The sequence below is a fragment of the Paramicrobacterium chengjingii genome, assembly GCF_011751765.2.
In the GTDB taxonomy this organism is placed as follows: domain Bacteria; phylum Actinomycetota; class Actinomycetes; order Actinomycetales; family Microbacteriaceae; genus Paramicrobacterium; species Paramicrobacterium chengjingii.
This window is the reverse complement of record NZ_CP061169.1, coordinates 413,602-431,099: the sequence shown is the minus strand read 5'-3', so window position 1 is coordinate 431,099 and position 17,498 is coordinate 413,602. Positions and strand designations below refer to the sequence as shown.

The window sequence follows — 17,498 nt, the reverse complement described above, 5'->3', positions numbered from 1 at the left end:
TGTGGCGGCACTCGAAACGAGTCTCGCCACACACGCATTTACACCTGCTGAAACAGCGAGCTGAACCGGTGGCTGCCGTTGCCCACTATCTCAGCGTCTGCAGCACCAGGCATCCACACCCTGGCGGTCACGCCGTAGGGAATTGTCAGCGTGAGGTCCACCTGCCCCTGGTCGAGCTTCCAGCCCACCGCGATCTCGCCATATGGCGAGAGATGGCGAGCCGACGCGCTCGACAGATCACCGGTGACGAGCGGCCGAACGTCAACAGTCTGATAGCCAGGAGAACTCGGCGCCAGCCCGGCGACGGAACGATGCAGCCAGTCGGCAACGGCCCCGTAGGCATAGTGGTTGAACGAGGTCATCGAGCCGGGATTGATCGACCCGTCCGACAACATTGAGTCCCAACGCTCCCAGACGGTCGTGGCACCCATTGAAACCGCGTATAGCCACGACGGGCACGACTCTTCGAGAAGCATCCGATATGCCAGCTCTGGGTATCCCGCCATCGAAAGCGCATCCAAGATGAGAGGAGTTCCAACGAATCCCGTGCTGACGCGGAATCCGGCTGCGGTCACAAGCTCGGCGAGACGCTGACCTGCGCCAGTGCGCTGTCGTTCACTCTCGAAGAGATCGCCGACGATGCTGAGCGCGTAGACGGTCTGGCAGTCGCTGCGAACGTGCCCGTCGTCGCTGACGTACGTTGCGATAAACGCGGCGCGCGCACGTTTTTCAAGCTGCGCGTAGTCCTCACCGTCCGCCCGCAGACCGAGTGTTGCCGCGGTACGCGCAAGAATGCCGACCGAGCGAGCAAAATATGCCGTAGCGACAACATCCGGATCCGCCTGCGCGCGGGACGCGTCGTCTGGAGGGGCAGTCGGATCGAGCCAATCCCCGAACTGAGCACCCGTGTTCCACAGAAGGTCCGGCCCGACGATACCGCGGACCTTCTCAACCCACGCTCGCATAGACGAGTACTGGCGCCGAAGCACATCCACATCGCCGTATGCAGAGTGCACGGCCTCGGGGACGATCGTCGCGGCGTCGCTCCACGCAGCGGCTGCCGGGTCAGCTTCACGCAGAACATCGGGAATCACGTATGGCACCCCGCCGTCCGGCTTCTGCTCCGCTGAGAGGTCGCCGAGCCAGCCCGACAGGAACCCCGCTGTGTCGAACAAGAACGTCGCGGTGGGGGCGAAGACCTGAAGGTCTCCCGTCCATCCCAGGCGCTCATCGCGTTGAGGGCAGTCGGTGGGGACATCAAGGAAGTTGCCGCGAGTGCTCCACACGACGTTCTCATGAAGACGATTAACCCGCGGATCAGACGATTCAAACCACCCCGTGCGCACAAGATCTGTGCCGAGTACGAGCGCTTCAACGTCGGCGAGCACCAGCTCGGGGACGCCCGAGAGCTCCGCATACCGAAACCCGTTGAAGGTGAAGGTCGGTTGCAAGACCTCCCCGGGCGTGCCATTGAGAATATATTCACACGTCGCGAGAGCACTGCGGAGTGGACGAATGCCAAGCTCCCCATGTTCAAGAACCTCTGCGTGTCGAACGCTGACGCGGGCACCCGCCTCTCCACTCACGCGAAGACGCACCCACCCCACAAGATTCTGACCAAAATCAACGATTGTCTTACCCGAGGGCGTCGTGAGAAGCTGCACAGCCTGGAGCGTTTCGGTCACTCGCACAGGGGGCCCGGATGGCGCAATGAGTCGTGCGAAGTCTCCATCGAGTTCATCGACTGTGTCGACGACCTTGCCCTCCGGAGAATCTGCGATCCTCAAATCTCGACGTTGCCCGTCATAGAAGTCATCGAAGAGGATGCTACTGGGCACGGCGCCCCATGAAGCATCCGTTCCGAAGACTTTTCGCGTACCATCTGCGAAGTTCACCTCGAGTTGCGCGAGCACACCCAGGCGATCTCCGTAGCTCGATCGGTTGCCCGGCCACACGAGCTGGCCGCGGTACCAGCCGTTTCCGATGAGAGCGCGCAGATCATTCGCCCCTTTGTGCACGAGCGATGTGACGTCGTAGCTCCGATAACGCAGACGCTTCTCGTAGGCAGTCCATCCGGGAGCGAACACGTCGTCACCGACCTGGCGCCCATTGATAGTGAATTCGACGATGCCGTGAGCTGTGAGGTACAGCCGCGCCGACGCCGGCGGTGCGTCGAGATCGGCGCTCCCGAACATCAACGGAGCAGCATCGTTGAGCCCTGCGATCGACGTCGGGCTGATGAGCTTTTTCACCCAGTCGCCTGGTTCCAATAGTCCGGCCTCGATGGCGAGAGACTCACTCTCGTTAGTCCAGACGCCGTCACCGCTTCGGACACGAACGCTTACCCAGACTCGCTCGCGAGACACCAATGGGGCGAACGGCCACGGAACGTACAATTGCTCGTCGGAATCGACAACGACGGCGTCCGTCGTCCCGTCGTCTCTCTCGATGCGCAGACTGTATCGATCCGAGCGCCACTCCGCCGACGCGGATTCAATGCGCCACGATAGCCGCGGCTTGGCCGTGCCGACCCCAAACGCATCATCGAGGTACTCCGCGCGCGGTCGCGTGACGCGAGCGCTCGGCACGCCCGATGGCCGGGGATTCGCTTCAGCCAGAGCGGACTCCCCTGTCGGAGGCATCATTCGAGCCCCGTTCCGGCGATGCCCTTGAGATACCACTTCTGAAACACGATGAAAACGATGAGCACCGGCAGCATCGCGATAACCGCACCGGCGAGTCCGATAGCCGGTGAGATCACGGAATTCTCGCCGCCGGCCAACGGAGCAAGAGCCACGTTGATCACCCTGTTGGCCGGGTTTGGGGCAATGACCTGCGGCCAGATATACATGTTCCACGCGGTCAGGAAACTGATCGAGCAGAACGTGGCGAGAGCCGGTTTGGCCAGAGGAAGCGCGATGGATCTCAGCACTCTCCACCAGCTTGCGCCGTCGATGCGTGCCGCTTCAATGAGTCCCGAGGGCAAGGTGGCGAAGAACTGTCGAAAGAGCAGTATTGAGAATGCACATTGGGCGGCCATCGGGATGATGAGCCCGGCGTAGGTATTGAGCCACCCCAATTCGAACGTCACGACGAAGAGTGGGATGAGCGTGAGATTACCCGGGATCATCATGGGGACAACGAGTGTCGCGAGTATCGCTGCCGACCATTTGAACGGGATCTTCGCGAGCGCGAAAGCAGCGGGCAACGACAAGAGTAGCTGCAGCCCGACGACGCCGAGACTGAAGATAAACGTATTTCCGATAACCTGCGGTGTCAAAAAATTCCAGGCGTCAACGAAGTTCTGCCAGATCGGCGTCTCTGGTACGAGCACCGGAGGGAAGGCTTTCACTTCTGCTGCCGACTTGAGCGAACCAGAGACCATGAAGAGCAGCGGGATCGCCATGATGAGGCCGCCGAGAACGATCGCGACGTAACGGACGATGATGCCTGTGCGCGAGGTTCGCATCAGACACGCTCCTTTCGGAATCGCACGATCGCACGCACGAGGATGACAATGGCGATCATGATCACGAGTTGGAACAGCGAAAGCGCGCTTGCATAGCCGATGTCTCGTTCAAAAAAGGCGACCTTGTACGAATAGAGTGCGATTGATTGCGTTGTGCCCAGAGGACCGCCGTCCGTCATGATGAGCGCGATCTCGAACGATCCACTCACAAAGCCCACCGTCTGCAGTACGGCGATGAGCAGCGTCGTGCCCCAGACATTCGGCCAGGTCATTGACCAGATTTGCCGCCATTTACTTGCCCCATCGAGTGAGGCCGCGGAATAGATGTCGTCAGACACCCGTTGCAAGCCGGCCAGATAGAGGATGATGACAATAGGGAGCGCGCTCCAGATCATCATGATGACGAGTGCCGGGCGAGCCCAGGTCAGGTCAGAGAGCCAGTTTGGCCCTTGCACGCCGATCCAGCTGAGTACCTGGTTCACAAGTCCCCGCGAGCTGTACAAATTGGCCCAGATGAGCGAGGCGACAGCGGCGGAAGCGATCATGGGTGCGAAATAGAGAACGCGGATCGCCCCGATACCCGGCAGATTCGTATTGATGAGAACCGCGAGAACGAACCCGACCATGATCGTGGGGATGACGCCGAGCAACACGAACAGTACGGTGACCCACAATGCTTGCCACATCTGCGCATCGCTGAAGAGCCGGATGAGGTTTTCGAGGCCGACCCATGTCGGAACTCCGAACAGGTCCCATTGAAAGAAACTCAGCACAAGGCCGCCGAGTGCGGGGACAATCACGAAGACGGCGAATGCAAGCATCCCCGGCGCGAGAAACACTGCCGCTGTGAGCGCATCAATTCGTTTGTCTCGGCGACGACCGTGAGGTTTGTCAGGAGCGCGATGAATGTTGTTCTTGCGGGCTCGTGTCGTTTGTGTGTCAAGAACTGAATTTGCCAATACGATCTCCGATGATCAGGAGTCCGGGCGGGACCAGCCTCGCCCCGCCCGGGTGCCCCTTACTTGCTCTGCTTCTCGATGGCTTCGTTGACGGCCTTCTCTGCCACACCGAACGCTTCTTCGATCGACATACCGTTCAGCACCACTTCTTGGGTCGCCTTCTTCGTTGCCTCTTGCAGGGTGGTCGACGACGAGCCGGGCATCTGCGCGATGAGCACGGCCTCACGAGCAGAATCACCGAAGATCGCAATGTGCTCTGGCGGCGCAGCGCCGTCTTTCCACGTTCCGTTGTCAATGCCATCGTCCGTGGGAGGGATGACCCCACCGACGTCCTGCGCTACCTTCATTCCAGCATCCGTGTCGTAAAACCAGCCCAAGAACGCCCATGCGGCATCCTGGCTCTCGCTTGTCTGCGCGATCGAGAGCCCGTACGATCCACCGCCCGCTGTTGAGTTGCCATTGATCGTTGGCATCTTCTGAACGTCCCACTCGTCATCAACGAGCGTCGTCTGAAGTCCGGGCACCGCTCCGCGAGACGCGATGGCCATTGCCACGTTTCCGGATTCGAACTTGAGCGATGGGTCGTCTGTTGTTGTGGTGTACGGGCCTGATGCCGTTCCGTACGCGCCAAGAAGGAGTTCCCACGCCTTGAGGGCCTTGGGCTGCCCAATTCCAGACTTCCCTGTCTCCGGGTCAAATACCGTCCCGCCGAACGCGTTGATGACAGGACCGAACACGATCTGGTCAGATCCGTCGCCAAGCGGCGCAGCAAGCCCCGTCACGGTGTCGCCGCTTTTGTCCTTAATCTCTTCCGCGACGCGATACATGTCGTCCCACGTCCAGTCCGCTTCCGGGTACTCCGTTACTCCGAGCTCGTCGAAAAGCGACTTGTTGTAGAAGAGCCCGACCGAGTCAGCGCTTACCGGCAATCCCGTGATCTTGTCTTGATCGGCGAGTGGGCGATACTGGCCGACGAACTGCGGAAGAAAGGAGTCAGCATTGAGATCTCCCAGCTTTCCCTCTTTCAGACCTGGCGCCAAGTCGAGAGTGACCTTATTAGCGGCGAGCGTGTCAGCCAGAAAGTCCACGTTGAAGAAGACATCGGGCAGCTCACCGCTCAATCGCGCGGTCGCAAGCTGTTGCGCGTACTCGGCAGCATCGTCTGTCGTGCTGCGAACCTCGACCTTGCGATCGGGGAATTCCTCCATATACGCGTCTGCGTACTTTTGAAACTGCGGTTCAAGTCCGGTAATTGTCGTGAGGACGATGGAACTGCCCTCGACTTCGCCGGCTCCACCACTCCCGGATGCGGAGCTTCCTCCGCACGCGGCGAGCGCTGGAATCATGATCGCTGCAGCAAGTGCAGCAATCGCACGGCGCGAATTCCTCGCTGTGTGTGACGTCATTGTCAGCTTTCCTAACGTGAGTGTTTAAAGCGGGACTGTTTCGGTGCGAGCGCATGTTCCGACAGCATCATCGGTGCAGATACTCATAATTGAAACCTTTCAGCTATGATGTGTGAGTTGCAGAAACTTGTCAAGTTGAAGTCGAGGTTCGTTCGGCTACCGTGATGAAATATTCATTCGCGGCCGAGAGAATTCTCAGAGGGTCACTGTTTGTGACCAGCGGCGAAGGGGCCATCGTGACCAGTCCGGTACCAACATCGTTGAGAGTCGACGGACGACGCACTGACAATGCGCACGGTCCCGGCACGACATCGTCGCGTCGATCTGTGGACCGGTTCATTGCGCTCGCATCCGAGAGAAGGTCACGACTTTCGTGGGTGACTCCCCTAGACCGCCACAATCAGCAGCAGACCGCATTCGTCGTGCGCGCGAGCACAGGTCTCGTCGATCCTCGATCCAACGACGGCCCACACCTCTTCGATAGCGGCGCCGTCGAGTCCAGTGATCCTTTCGTAGAACTCGACACTGAGCTTGACGCCCATGAGCTGTATGCCTGGACCGTTCAGGTGCGAGATGAAACGGGCGAATGGTCAGAGTGGGCTGAACCATCGCGCTTCGAGACGGGCCCGTGGACGCTCGACGATTGGAGTGCGCGCTGGGTATCTCACCCGCCGCTCACTGTGCTGCGCCGCAGAATGCACCTTGACGGCACAATCGAGCGGGCTCGACTCCACCTCACTGCCCAGGGGCTTGTACGGGCATCCGTCAACGGAGTTGCTGTGAACGCCGACTGCGCAGATCCGTCGCGAACCGATCTCTGTCGGGCACTGTATAGAAGCTACGACGTTACCGACCTCGTCATCGCCGGAGAGAATTCCATCGACTTCGCGCTCGGTTTGGGCGAATGGGCGCGCTCTGGCGAAGATCCACGACTGCTGGGAGAGCTCGTCGCGCACGCGGCTGACGGCACCATCATCCGCGCTGGCACCGGCCCGGAGATGACCGCCGCTGCCAGCGAAATCACACACGATGAGCCTTTCTACCTCGAGCGACACGAAAGGACAGTCGAGGAGATCGATTTCGATACGTCGGATGCGCTGTGCGTATGCGAGGCGAACACAGCCCCGTCATCGTTCACCACACCACCGGCAATCGTTACCCCTGATCCGTCCCCTGCCGTTCATCGCGTCTCACCGCAGGCTGTGACAGAAGTCACCCGCTCGGCCACGAGTCGCGTCTACGACGTCGGAACGAATATCGCCGGCAGAACGAGAATCACTCTCTTGTCGCCGCTTCCGCCGGACGCCATCGTGAGAGTGATTCATGGCGAGCATCTCGACGAAAACGGCCGACTCGACACGACGAACCTCACGATGCCGTTCGACAATGGTCGTGTGCGGCAGGTTGTCGAGTACCTCGCCGGACCATTCCCGCACGCCATTTGTGAGCCATGGTTCGCCTATCACGGCTTTCGTTACGTCGAGATTCTCGGCCTTCCCTCCGACGCCCAGCTACGAGTTGAAGCATGGAGTCTTCACTCGGATCTTGAAAGCATCAGCGAGCTCAAGACCGATGATTCACGCGTAGCCGCACTCTCGCTCACTGCACAGCGGACTCTGCTCAACAATCTGCACGGAATTCCTGAGGACTGCCCCACCCGTGAGCAATCTGGGTGGACCGGAGATACGGCTTCGGCGGCCGAGTTCTCATTCTCTGCTTTTGACATGCAGGCTTTCTTCACGAAATGGCTCGCCGATCTGCGCACGAGCCAACAGTCTGACGGCAGCATCCCGGCGATCTCTCCCGACATCAGACGGCCCCGGATCAGTCCGGATCCAGTCTGGGGCGGCGCGCTCCAACGGGTGCTCCTCAATCATTGGCTGCATTACGGCGACGAGAGAGTAGTGCGCGAGACCCTTCCTGCCCTGCGAGATTGGGCAGACTATCAATGGATGCTGCGTGGCGACGACGGGGTCATCGACATGGCTCCCCACAGTTACGGATCCGACTGGCTTGCACTTACACAGACTCCGCCGCCGCTGCACCACACTGGCGCGGTGATCGATTGTCTCGAGTCGCTCGCCCTGCTTGAAGAGGACACCGGAGATTCGGCTGCGGCGGCAATCAGGCGAGAACAAGCCGATGGGTTGCGCCGGGCGGCACGCGCCGCGTTTTACGATGCTGATCGTGACGTGTTCGGAAACGGCACACAGGCAGCGAATGCGATTGCCGTCGAGTCAGCCGTGCTCTCAGGGGCCGCGGCATCCCGCGCGGCCGATCGTATAGCTGAAGATGTCTCTGCACGAGGAGACCGCCTGACCTCGGGCTTTGCCACGACGCGCACGACAGTGAGGGCGCTCGCTCGGACGGATCATTCGCAGTCGATTTTCGACTCGCTCCATCAATCAGCCGAGCCAGGGATCGGAGCGATGCTCCATCACGGACCAGGCACGTTCTGGGAGTGCTGGTGGATCGACCCGGGAAACACCGGAACCGGGTCGCTCGACCATATCGGTCTCGGTGGCCCCGTCGCGGGCTGGGCGTGGCAGTGGCTTGCGGGCGTGCGCCCGGTGCGAGCTGGGTGGTCGCGTTTCGCTGTCGAGCCACAATTTGTCACAGGCATCGACACGCTGTCGCTCACAACCCACACGGTCCGAGGCAAGATTCATGTGCGCTACTGGCTCGATGGACGCGAAGGAGCCATTGAGCTTACTGTTCCTGTCTCGGCCGAAGCTGTGTTGCGACTCGCTGGTCGCAACGAAGAAGTTCTGCGAGCGGGTACGCACACCCGACGATTCACAATCAAGAGAAGAGCGCAGAGCTCGGCATTGCGGAACGAGTCGTCGTGGCACTCTCCCTATCGACCGGACCCGTCACCGGATGTTGTCGGCGAACGCGACTGGCTGTCGAGGGCTCTTGCCGCCGATTCACTCACCGCCATTGATGCTTTGCCCATCGCCACAATGCCCGCCGGACTGCACTGCATGCCGGTTCCGCACGAACAGCCCGAAGGCCCTGTCGCTCTCGTGCAAGGAACTCGCCGCACCCCAGCTACTGCCGTCGGGCCAGGAACACAATTATCTGCCCGATTCCCAGTCGTCGTCGGCGTCGGCGCAGATCGACGAAAAGCGAGGTTTGTCTATGCAATGCTCGATCTCTGCCTCAAGAATCCTGCCCGCGCCATGGAGTCCTTCATCATCGTCAACGGCGCCGACGGGAGCATCGCTCGAGGAGTCGGCACCATCTGGCCCGCCGGGTGGAATCGAGTGAGTGTTGATGTGACTCGCCTTTCCGCGTCCACCACGATCGCTTCAGTAGAAGTTGGCGTGCGCGTGCGAGAACAGCCAGAAACTGCATACTCATGGGCGGCCGACGATGACGTTCCGCTGGCCTTCCAGCTCGGAGAAACAGGCTTCAGCACAGTTGGCCGAACCTGGTGAACACGCTGAAGAGTAAAGGTGCAGCTTAGACAGTACTTGCTCTGACCACCAGCTCAGGTGGGAGCAGTGAGTGCTCGTGAACATGCGAGGTACCGGATGCTGCATGGTCAAGCACCAGCCGAACCGCCTCGTGAGCCAGAGCTTCCTTCGGCTGACGCACGGTTGTCAGCGGCACGATCGCTGATGCTGCGTAGTCGATATCGTCGTAACCCACGATGGCGATATCGCGCGGAACTTCGATTCCATCCGCTATGACGAGGGACTGCATAAGGCCGAGCGCGAGCAGATCGTTTGCCCCAAACACCGCGTCCGGTCGAGACTCCGGATCCATGGCTGCCAGCCGGTCGCCGATTGCCCGCCCATCAGCAATCGTCTGGTCGACGGTGTCGATATGTGTCAGTACCGCTCCGTCGAATTCGTCGACGGCCTTCAGCGCGCCGTCCCATCGATCCGCGACCTGGTGGAGGGGTCCACCGAGGAACGCGATTCGTCGTCGTCCAGCCTCGAGGAGGTGTCGCGTCGCAAGGTAGCCACCCTCAGAGCCATCCATCGCGACAGAACAAAAATCGCCTGTGCCTGCATGAATATCGAACAGAACAACCGGCATGCCGCGACGAATCAATCGCTCAATCCGCTCGGTTGACCCGTCGAGCGGAGCGATGATCATGCCACGAACGCGCTGTTCCTCGAAAAGATCGATGTAGCGATCCTCGCGTCCAGCAAGTTGGTCACTGCTACCGAAAATCACCGTGTGGCCGCGTGCTTCTGCCGCGCTCTCGCATGCGTGCGCCAGGTCACCAAAGAAGGGGTTGGCCACGTTAAGCACAATCATTCCAAGCGTCGTGCCGCCACCCATTTTTAGTTGGCGAGCCAGGTCGTTTCGCACGAAGCCGAGTTCGTCCATTGTCGCTAGCACTCGTTCCAGCGTCTTTGTCGAAACGACGTCGGGCTTGTTCAGCACGTTGGACACAGTGCCGACAGACACCATCGCCCGTTCGGCCACTTCTCGAATCCCGACCGGACGGACCACGTTGCCCTCACCTTCTCGCGCGATGCGCTCAAACCATCATAGGTATGCGTGCGCGATCGAGCTGACGCCATCCCCTCGAACGTGCCAATTCGCACGTCTGCCCAGATCAGCTCTCGCGGTGCGTCGATTCGCGCACAACAAGCTCCGGCTGAAAGACGATCTGCTCATGCGCGAAATCAGACGCCCCGTCGTTCTCGCGCACCAAAAGGTCGACAGCGGAGTGCCCGATTTCGTGGCTCGGCTGCCTGATTGACGAAAGCGGCACAACGGAGGCTCGCGTGAAGTCGATATCGTCGTAGCCGATCAGTGCGACGTCATCAGGAACCCGGATGCTGCCGAGCATTGCGAATGCTTGAAGCAGCCCCATCGCCAGCAGATCGTTCGCCGCGAAGACCGCATCCGGGCGATTCAACGCGGGGCGAGAGCTCAGTCTCTCGCCCGCGGCCCTCCCCTGCAGCACAGACAGAGAATCCTGCAGAACCACGTCGAGCGTGGCATCGCTCACGTCGGCGACCGCTTTCTGCGCACCCTCGAGGCGATCGGCAACCTGTCGAATTCGCGCCGGGCCCCCAACGAAAACGATGCGTCGTCTGCCGATGTCGAGCAGATGCTTCACGGCCATGTATCCGCCCGCGACGTCGTCGACGGCAACCGACGAGAAGTCATCGCTGTCAGTCTGCCGGTCGACGAGCACCGTCGGGGTCCCTTGCCGACGAAGCGACTCGAGTCTTTCGGGCCGTGCTCCAACGGGAGTTAGCAGGATGCCGAAGACGCGCTGCTCTGCGAAGAGGTCGAGGTGCTCCGATTCGCGGCTCGAGTCCTCGTCGCTGTTGGCGAGCAGAACAGAAAGCCCAGCTTCGCGAGCGCGATCTTCAGCACCTCGAGCGATGTCGGTGAAGAAGGGATTCCCGATGTCGAGAACCGAGAGCCCAATACTGCGGCTATGGCCCGCGCGCAGCTGGCGCGCGGCATCGTTGCGCACAAAGCCAAGGTCGGCGATCGCCGTTGTGACGCGTTTGACGGTAGTCGGCGCTACCCGCTCGGGGCGATTCAGCACATTAGACACCGTGCCGACGGACACGCCGGCCCTATCGGCGACGTCGCGAACACTCGCTGCCATTCGGGCCTCCCATTGTGACTGCCGCCAGCATACACGGGTGAGTGAAACGTCTCATACCCACAACATGTGCCATTCTGCCTTGACATCTGCATAGACGCGTATCTAGTCTAATTGCACCCCTGAAACGATTCATTGCCTACCCTTCGGAGCCCGATCAATGTCGATCCCTGACACCCCTGCAATTCTCGAGCTGCGCGACGTGCGAAAGACCTTCGGGTCGGTCGTCGCCCTCGATGCAGGCAGCTTGACGCTCGTCCCCGGCTCAATCCACGCGCTCGTCGGCGAGAACGGCGCAGGCAAGTCGACACTCGTCAAGGTGATCGCCGGCGTGCACCGCCGAGACTCGGGGGCCATGACGTTGGCGGGCGAGAGCGTCGATTTTGCCTCAACGGCAGAGGCGAAGAACGCGGGAATCGCCGTCATCTACCAAGAGCCGACACTCTTCCCCGACCTCTCGGTTGCCGAGAACGTGTTTATGGGGCGTCACCCCGTGCGAGCCGCGGGGGCCATCGATCGCCGCACAATGAACGACGAGACAGCACAGCTGTTTGACCGTCTCGGCGTCTCCATTGACCCCGCGCGACCTGCACTCGGGCTTTCCATCGCCGACCAGCAAGTGCTCGAGATCGCCAAGGCGATCTCGCTCGACGCCCGAGTTCTCGTGATGGATGAGCCGACAGCAGCACTGAGCGGTGTCGAGGTGACTCGCCTCTTCACCATCGCGCGCGCTCTGCGCGACGAGGGCCGAGGCATCGTGTTCATCTCGCATCGATTCGACGAGATCTTCGATCTTTGCGACACAGTCACGGTGATGCGCGACGGCACCTACGTCTCGACCCACAGCATCGATTCGGTCACGTCGGCCGAGATCGTGACCCGCATGGTCGGGCGCGACGTCGACACACTATTCCCGAAAACGGAGGGCATCGAGGCAGGCGACGTTGTGCTCTCAGTCGACGGCCTGACCTCGCCCGGAGTGTTCTCCGATGTGAGCTTCACCGTTCGCGAGCGCGAGATCGTGGGGCTCGCAGGACTCGTCGGCGCCGGTCGCAGCGAGATCGCACGTGCCATCTTCGGCATCGACAGTTACACCGAGGGCGCTATTCGCGTCGATGGCACGTCGCTGGCGAAGGGTAACCCGCGCAAAGCGATCAGCGCAGGCATCGGCCTCGTGCCCGAAGACCGCCGCCAGCAGGGCCTTATCGTCGATATGTCGATTGCGCGAAACATGACGCTCGTGATCAGACGCACCCTCGCCAAGTGGGGTCTGATGTCGAGCAAGCGCGAATACGACAGTGCTCGTGAGGGCGCGGCAAAGCTGCGCGTCAAAGCAGGTGACCTCGACAGCGAGGCGCGCACGATGTCGGGAGGAAACCAGCAGAAGGTGGTTCTCGCGAAATGGCTCGAAACGAACCCCCGACTGCTCATTGTCGATGAGCCGACCCGTGGAATCGACGTCGGTACGAAAGCTGAAGTGCACAGACTTCTCGACGAGCTTGCCCAGCAGGGAATGGCAATACTCATGATCTCGTCCGAACTGCCCGAAGTGCTTGGCATGAGCGACCGCGTGCTTGTTGTGCGCGAGGGGCGCCTCACCGCTGAACTCACGCGCGACGAGGCGACATCAGAGACCGTCATGACCGCAGCGACCCGAACGGGAGATGCCGCATGAACGCCACAGCGTCACGCCTGAGCGCACTCATCAAACGACGTGAGACGAGCGTCGCACTCGCCGTGATCGTCGTCGTCGTCATCGCCACACTCTTCAATTCGAACTTCGCATTCGGCTCAGATGGATTCCGCAATCTCCTCCTGACGCCCTCGATTCTCGTTCTGCTTGCGATCGCGCAGGCCGTCGTGATCATTACGCGAAACATCGACCTGTCGGTAAGCGCAGTCCTCGGCCTCTCCGCCTACGCAACAGGTCGCATGTTCACGGACTGGCCCGGAGCACCCACAATTCTCGTGATCGTTCTCGGCGTGCTGCTCGGCACGGCGCTCGGCGTCATCAATGGTCTGCTCGTGAGCGTCGCGAAAGTTCCCGCGCTCGTCATCACGCTGGGCACGCTCTACATCTACCGCGGCATCGACATCGCGTGGGCCGGCTCCACGCGCATCAACGCCTCTGACCTGCCACGCGACTTTACGGCGATCGGCACCGGATCGCTCTTCGGCATCCCGTGGCTCACCGTCATCGCTCTCATCGCGTTCGCCGTGCTCGCCTATTACCTCGGCTACACGCGCTCAGGCCGCGATCTGTACGCGATCGGGTCGAATCCGGATGCCGCAGAGCTCTACGGTCTTCCCGTTGCACGCCGCGTTTTTGGAACGTTCGTCATCTCAGGAACACTGTCGGGCATCGCGGGCGTGATGTATGCGGCACGCTACGCGACGGTGAGCGCAACGGCAGGAACGGGTATGGAACTCGACTCCGTTGCTGCGGCCGTCATCGGCGGCGTCGCGATCTTCGGCGGAAGCGGAACGGTGCTGGGAGCCGCCATCGGAGCCGTGCTGCTGTCCACCATCAACCGGGCGCTTCCCACCGTCGGCATTCAAGACTTCTGGCAGCAGGCCGTCGTCGGCGCGCTCATCATCGGCGCCATCGTTCTCGATCGCGTGCTGTATCAGCGCACACAGCGGGCACTGGCACGAGAACGACAAACCCCCTCCGCCGATCGCGAAGGAGTCAGCTCATGACGCGCACACTCGAGAAGACGACGACGGGGCCAGAAGCCCCTCCGCTGACGTCACGCCTGCGCACGCTCCTCTTCGGGCGGTCAGCGGCGATCATCGCCCTGCTCATCATCGTGTGGATCATCGCCGCGGCCAGCGTCGACAACTTCAACACCCCGAACACGCTCTACTTTCTGATCCTCGACGTCTTCCCCGTTCTTCTCATAGCGCTGCCGATGACGTTCGTCATCATCACCGGTGAGATCGACCTGTCTGTTGCAAGCATGGTCGGCCTGTCGAGCGTGACGATCGGTGCCCTGTACCAGGCGGGAGTTCCTGTACCCGTCGCGATCGCCGCGGCGATGGTCGTCGGCGTAATCGGCGGAGCACTCAACGGGTTTCTCGTGACGACGGTGGGCCTCCCGTCTCTCGCCGTGACGATCGGATCGCTCGCGCTCTACCGGGGAATCGCCGTCGGAATTCTCGGCACAACGGCCGTAACCGGGTTCCCCGATGTTTTCACCGATCTGGTGAAGGAACGTCTCTTCGGGCGCGGCACCGCGATTCCGACCGTGCTTGTCGTGTTCATCGTGCTCGCGATCATCGCGATCGTGATTCTGCACGCAACAGGGGTCGGACGCAGTACCTACGCGATCGGTCTCAACAAGGAAGCATCCGCGTTTTCCGGCATCGATGCCGGACGTCTCAAGTTCTGGTTCTTCGTGGCGAGCGGCACGGTGTCGGCACTGGCCGGCGCCTTCTGGACGTTTCGCTACGACTCCGCGCGGGGTGACAACGCCATGGGACTCGAACTCGTCGTCGTTGCGGCAGTGCTCGTCGGAGGCGTCTCTATTTTCGGCGGCCGAGGTTCACTCGTCGGCGTCATCGCCGGCGTTCTCGTGATCGGCGCACTGCGCAGCGCACTTCGCCTCGCCGACGTCTCCTCCGATGTGATCAACGTCGCGACGGGTCTGCTTCTTGTCGTGTCTGTGATCGTTCCCTCAATCATCACCGCCTTAAAGCGCTTCGCCGAGCGACGGCGTGCTGCCGCGGCATCCTGACCCTGCTCCACCCCTGCACAACACAGAAAGAAGGACGAACAATGACGTTGTTCAGAAAACGCTCCCGATCGGGAATGGCGCTTGTCGCTCTTGCCCTCGGAGTGTCACTCACGGCGACCGCCTGTTCCGCCAGCGGCGGAGAGTCCGACGGCGGCGGTGACGGCGGAGGTGACTCCTACGACATCGCGTTCTTGCCGAAGAGCCTCGGCAACCCGTACTTCGAAGCGTCTGACGCCGCGGGCAAATCCGCCATCGAAGGCTTCGGCGGAACGTACAAGGAGGTCGGGCCGACAGAAGCGACGGCCGATGGTCAGGTGACATACATCAATACGCTCACACAGCAGAGCGTCGATGCCATCGTGCTTTCGGCAAACGATCCCAATGCGCTCTGCGATGCTCTTGGCGAGGCACGGGATGCCGGCGTCGCCGTCGTCACCTTCGATTCCGACGTTGATCCCGAGTGCCGTGATCTCTACGTCTCGGCATCAAACGCCGAACTGATCGCGAAGAAGCAGGTCGATCTGATCGCCGAGCAGATCGACGGCGAGGGCCAGATCGCGATTCTGTCTGCCGCCGCCAACGCGACGAACCAGAACGCCTGGATCGAAGAGATGAAGACGTACCTCGACTCGGACTACCCTGACATCGAGCTCGTCGACACCGTGTACGGCAACGACGACGACCAGACATCGTTCGACAAGACAGAGGCGCTGCTCTCCACCTACCCCGACCTCAAGGGCATCATCTCTCCCACGACGGTCGGCATCGCGGCGGCCGCTCGCTACCTCTCGACATCGGACTTCAAGGGCGAGGTCGCACTGACCGGCCTCGGCACCCCGAACGACATGCGTGAGTATGTCGAAGACGGCACCGTCACCTCGTTCGCTCTGTGGAACCCCGAAGACCTCGGCATCCTCGCCGCCTTCGCGGCCAAGGCGCTGATCGACGGCGACATCACCGGCGAAGAAGGTGACTCTTTCTCGGTCGAAGGGCTGAGCACAGACGAGACTTCGTACACGGTGGGCGCTGACGGCGTCATCACCCTCGGCGATCCGTTCGTCTTCACCGCAGACAACATCGACGATTTCGACTTCTAGTCGTCACCGATGCGCCGGCGGTCAGCACCGCCGGCGCATCCCCCCACACTTTCGTCACACAAGGAGCAGAACCAATGTCAGATCGTTTCGATGCGATTGCCCCGGAGCTCGCCAAACAGGCCATCGAACTACCGTCGTGGGCGTTCGGCAACTCCGGCACCCGCTTCAAGGTGTTCGGCACGCCGGGCACGCCCCGCACCGTTGAAGAGAAGATTGCGGATGCTGCGACAGTTCACCGCTTTACCGGTCTCGCTCCCGCCGTCGCCCTGCACATTCCGTGGGACCACGTCGATGACTTCGCGGCGCTTCGCGGCTACGCTGCCGAGCACGGCGTGCAGCTTGGCACAGTGAATTCGAACACGTTCCAAGACGATATCTACAAGTTCGGCTCACTCACGCATTCAGACCCCTCCGTGCGTCAGAAGGCGATCGACCACCACTTCCGGTGCATCGATGTCATGGATGCAACGGGCTCGCGCGACCTCAAGATCTGGCTCGCCGACGGCACCAATTACCCGGGTCAGGGCGACATCCGTTCACGCCAAGACTGGCTGCACGAGTCGCTTTCGACCATCTACGAGCGTCTCGGCGACGACCAGCGAATGGTGCTCGAGTACAAGTTCTTCGAGCCGGCGTTCTACCACACGGATGTTCCCGACTGGGGAACCTCTTACGCACAGGTGAGCGCTCTCGGCGACAAGGCGAAGGTATGCCTCGACACCGGTCACCACGCCCCCGGAACCAACATCGAGTTCATCGTTGCGCAGCTTCTGCGTCTCGGCAAGCTCGGCTCGTTCGACTTCAACTCACGCTTCTACGCAGACGACGACCTGATCGTCGGAGCGGCCGATCCATTCCAGCTGTTCCGCATTCTCATGGAAGTCGTACGCGGAGGCGGTTTCAACAACCCCGACGTGGCGTTCATGCTCGACCAGTGCCACAACGTCGAAGACAAGATCCCCGGCCAGATCCGTTCTGTGCTCAACGTTCAAGAGATGACGGCGCGGGCGCTCCTGCTCGACCGCGATGCTCTTAACGCCGCGCAGAGCGAGCACGATGTGCTTGGCGCAAACGGCATCGTCATGGACGCGTTCTACACGGACGTGCGCGCCCCTCTCGCCGACTGGCGTGAATCACGAGGACTCCCTGCCGATCCGATGGCTGCCTATGCAGCATCCGGCTACCAGCGGAGTATCGAGAATGAGCGTGTCGGCGGAACCCAAGCCGGCTGGGGAGCATGACC

12 protein-coding genes are annotated in these 17,498 nt (G+C 61.2%); 6 read left to right on the top strand and 6 right to left on the bottom strand.

Annotation, left to right across the window (positions count from 1 at the left end; genetic code table 11):
* Positions 1 to 38: 38 nt before the first annotated feature.
* The 4 genes from HCR76_RS02165 to HCR76_RS02150 are packed head-to-tail and all read right to left on the bottom strand — an operon-like array spanning position 39 to position 5,834.
* A complete protein-coding gene (locus tag HCR76_RS02165) occupies positions 39 to 2,645 on the bottom strand; it encodes an alpha-L-rhamnosidase (RefSeq protein ID WP_244971458.1) in 2,607 nt (868 codons plus the stop codon).
* A complete protein-coding gene (locus tag HCR76_RS02160; RefSeq protein ID WP_166985126.1) occupies positions 2,642 to 3,469 on the bottom strand; it encodes a carbohydrate ABC transporter permease in 828 nt (275 codons plus the stop codon). Before HCR76_RS02160 ends, HCR76_RS02165 begins: the two co-directional genes overlap by 4 nt.
* Positions 3,469 to 4,428, bottom strand: coding sequence for a carbohydrate ABC transporter permease (locus HCR76_RS02155; RefSeq protein WP_166985128.1), 960 nt, complete (start codon positions 4,426 to 4,428; stop codon positions 3,469 to 3,471). Before HCR76_RS02155 ends, HCR76_RS02160 begins: the two co-directional genes overlap by 1 nt.
* Before the next feature lie 59 nt (positions 4,429 to 4,487).
* Positions 4,488 to 5,834 (bottom strand): ABC transporter substrate-binding protein, encoded by a 1,347-nt coding sequence (locus HCR76_RS02150; protein WP_166985131.1) that lies wholly within the window; start codon positions 5,832 to 5,834, stop codon positions 4,488 to 4,490.
* 236 nt (positions 5,835 to 6,070) lie between these two features.
* On the opposite strand from HCR76_RS02150, the gene HCR76_RS02145 reads away from it, so the two are divergent.
* The gene (locus HCR76_RS02145; protein ID WP_166985134.1) at positions 6,071 to 9,274 is read left to right on the top strand and encodes a family 78 glycoside hydrolase catalytic domain; all 3,204 of its coding nucleotides are present in this window, start codon (positions 6,071 to 6,073) and stop codon (positions 9,272 to 9,274) included.
* Between the two features lie 25 nt (positions 9,275 to 9,299).
* On the opposite strand, the gene HCR76_RS02140 is transcribed toward HCR76_RS02145, so the two are convergent.
* Both HCR76_RS02140 and HCR76_RS02135 read right to left on the bottom strand, forming a co-directional pair.
* On the bottom strand, positions 9,300 to 10,304 hold the full coding sequence (locus HCR76_RS02140) for a LacI family DNA-binding transcriptional regulator (RefSeq protein WP_166985137.1): 1,005 nt from the start codon (positions 10,302 to 10,304) through the stop codon (positions 9,300 to 9,302).
* A 106-nt stretch (positions 10,305 to 10,410) separates the two neighbouring features.
* Positions 10,411 to 11,424, bottom strand: coding sequence for a LacI family DNA-binding transcriptional regulator (locus tag HCR76_RS02135; RefSeq protein ID WP_166985140.1), 1,014 nt, complete (start codon positions 11,422 to 11,424; stop codon positions 10,411 to 10,413).
* A 157-nt stretch (positions 11,425 to 11,581) separates the two neighbouring features.
* Here HCR76_RS02135 and HCR76_RS02130 point away from each other — a divergent pair, with 157 nt between their 5' ends.
* The 5 genes from HCR76_RS02130 to rhaI all read left to right on the top strand — a co-directional run bounded on the left by HCR76_RS02130 (position 11,582) and on the right by rhaI (position 17,496).
* Complete coding sequence (locus HCR76_RS02130) at positions 11,582 to 13,096, top strand: sugar ABC transporter ATP-binding protein (protein WP_166985143.1); 1,515 nt, start codon at positions 11,582 to 11,584, stop codon at positions 13,094 to 13,096.
* Positions 13,093 to 14,121: an ABC transporter permease gene (locus tag HCR76_RS02125; protein WP_166985146.1), complete on the top strand. Its 1,029-nt coding sequence runs from the start codon at positions 13,093 to 13,095 to the stop codon at positions 14,119 to 14,121. The genes HCR76_RS02130 and HCR76_RS02125 overlap by 4 nt, the downstream gene beginning before the upstream one ends.
* The gene (locus tag HCR76_RS02120; protein ID WP_166985149.1) at positions 14,118 to 15,158 is read left to right on the top strand and encodes an ABC transporter permease; all 1,041 of its coding nucleotides are present in this window, start codon (positions 14,118 to 14,120) and stop codon (positions 15,156 to 15,158) included. Before HCR76_RS02125 ends, HCR76_RS02120 begins: the two co-directional genes overlap by 4 nt.
* 41 nt (positions 15,159 to 15,199) lie before the next feature.
* Positions 15,200 to 16,255, top strand: a complete 1,056-nt coding sequence (gene rhaS / locus HCR76_RS02115) for a rhamnose ABC transporter substrate-binding protein (RefSeq protein WP_166985152.1) — start codon at positions 15,200 to 15,202, stop codon at positions 16,253 to 16,255.
* A 74-nt stretch (positions 16,256 to 16,329) separates the two neighbouring features.
* A complete protein-coding gene (rhaI, locus tag HCR76_RS02110) occupies positions 16,330 to 17,496 on the top strand; it encodes an L-rhamnose isomerase (protein WP_166985155.1) in 1,167 nt (388 codons plus the stop codon).
* The last annotated feature ends 2 nt before the right edge of the window (positions 17,497 to 17,498 follow it).

What these genes read in the sequence shown, in the direction of transcription:
- HCR76_RS02165 (WP_244971458.1), bottom strand. Translation starts at nt 2,645, where the DNA reads ATGATGCCTCCGACAGGGGAGTCCGCTCTGGCTGAAGCGAATCCCCGG.
- HCR76_RS02160 (WP_166985126.1), bottom strand. Translation starts at nt 3,469, where the DNA reads ATGCGAACCTCGCGCACAGGCATCATCGTCCGTTACGTCGCGATCGTT.
- HCR76_RS02150 (WP_166985131.1), bottom strand. Translation starts at nt 5,834, where the DNA reads ATGACGTCACACACAGCGAGGAATTCGCGCCGTGCGATTGCTGCACTT.
- HCR76_RS02135 (WP_166985140.1), bottom strand. Translation starts at nt 11,424, where the DNA reads ATGGCAGCGAGTGTTCGCGACGTCGCCGATAGGGCCGGCGTGTCCGTC.
- HCR76_RS02130 (WP_166985143.1), top strand. Translation starts at nt 11,582, where the DNA reads ATGTCGATCCCTGACACCCCTGCAATTCTCGAGCTGCGCGACGTGCGA.
- HCR76_RS02125 (WP_166985146.1), top strand. Translation starts at nt 13,093, where the DNA reads ATGAACGCCACAGCGTCACGCCTGAGCGCACTCATCAAACGACGTGAG.
- HCR76_RS02120 (WP_166985149.1), top strand. Translation starts at nt 14,118, where the DNA reads ATGACGCGCACACTCGAGAAGACGACGACGGGGCCAGAAGCCCCTCCG.
- rhaS (WP_166985152.1), top strand. Translation starts at nt 15,200, where the DNA reads ATGACGTTGTTCAGAAAACGCTCCCGATCGGGAATGGCGCTTGTCGCT.
- rhaI (WP_166985155.1), top strand. Translation starts at nt 16,330, where the DNA reads ATGTCAGATCGTTTCGATGCGATTGCCCCGGAGCTCGCCAAACAGGCC.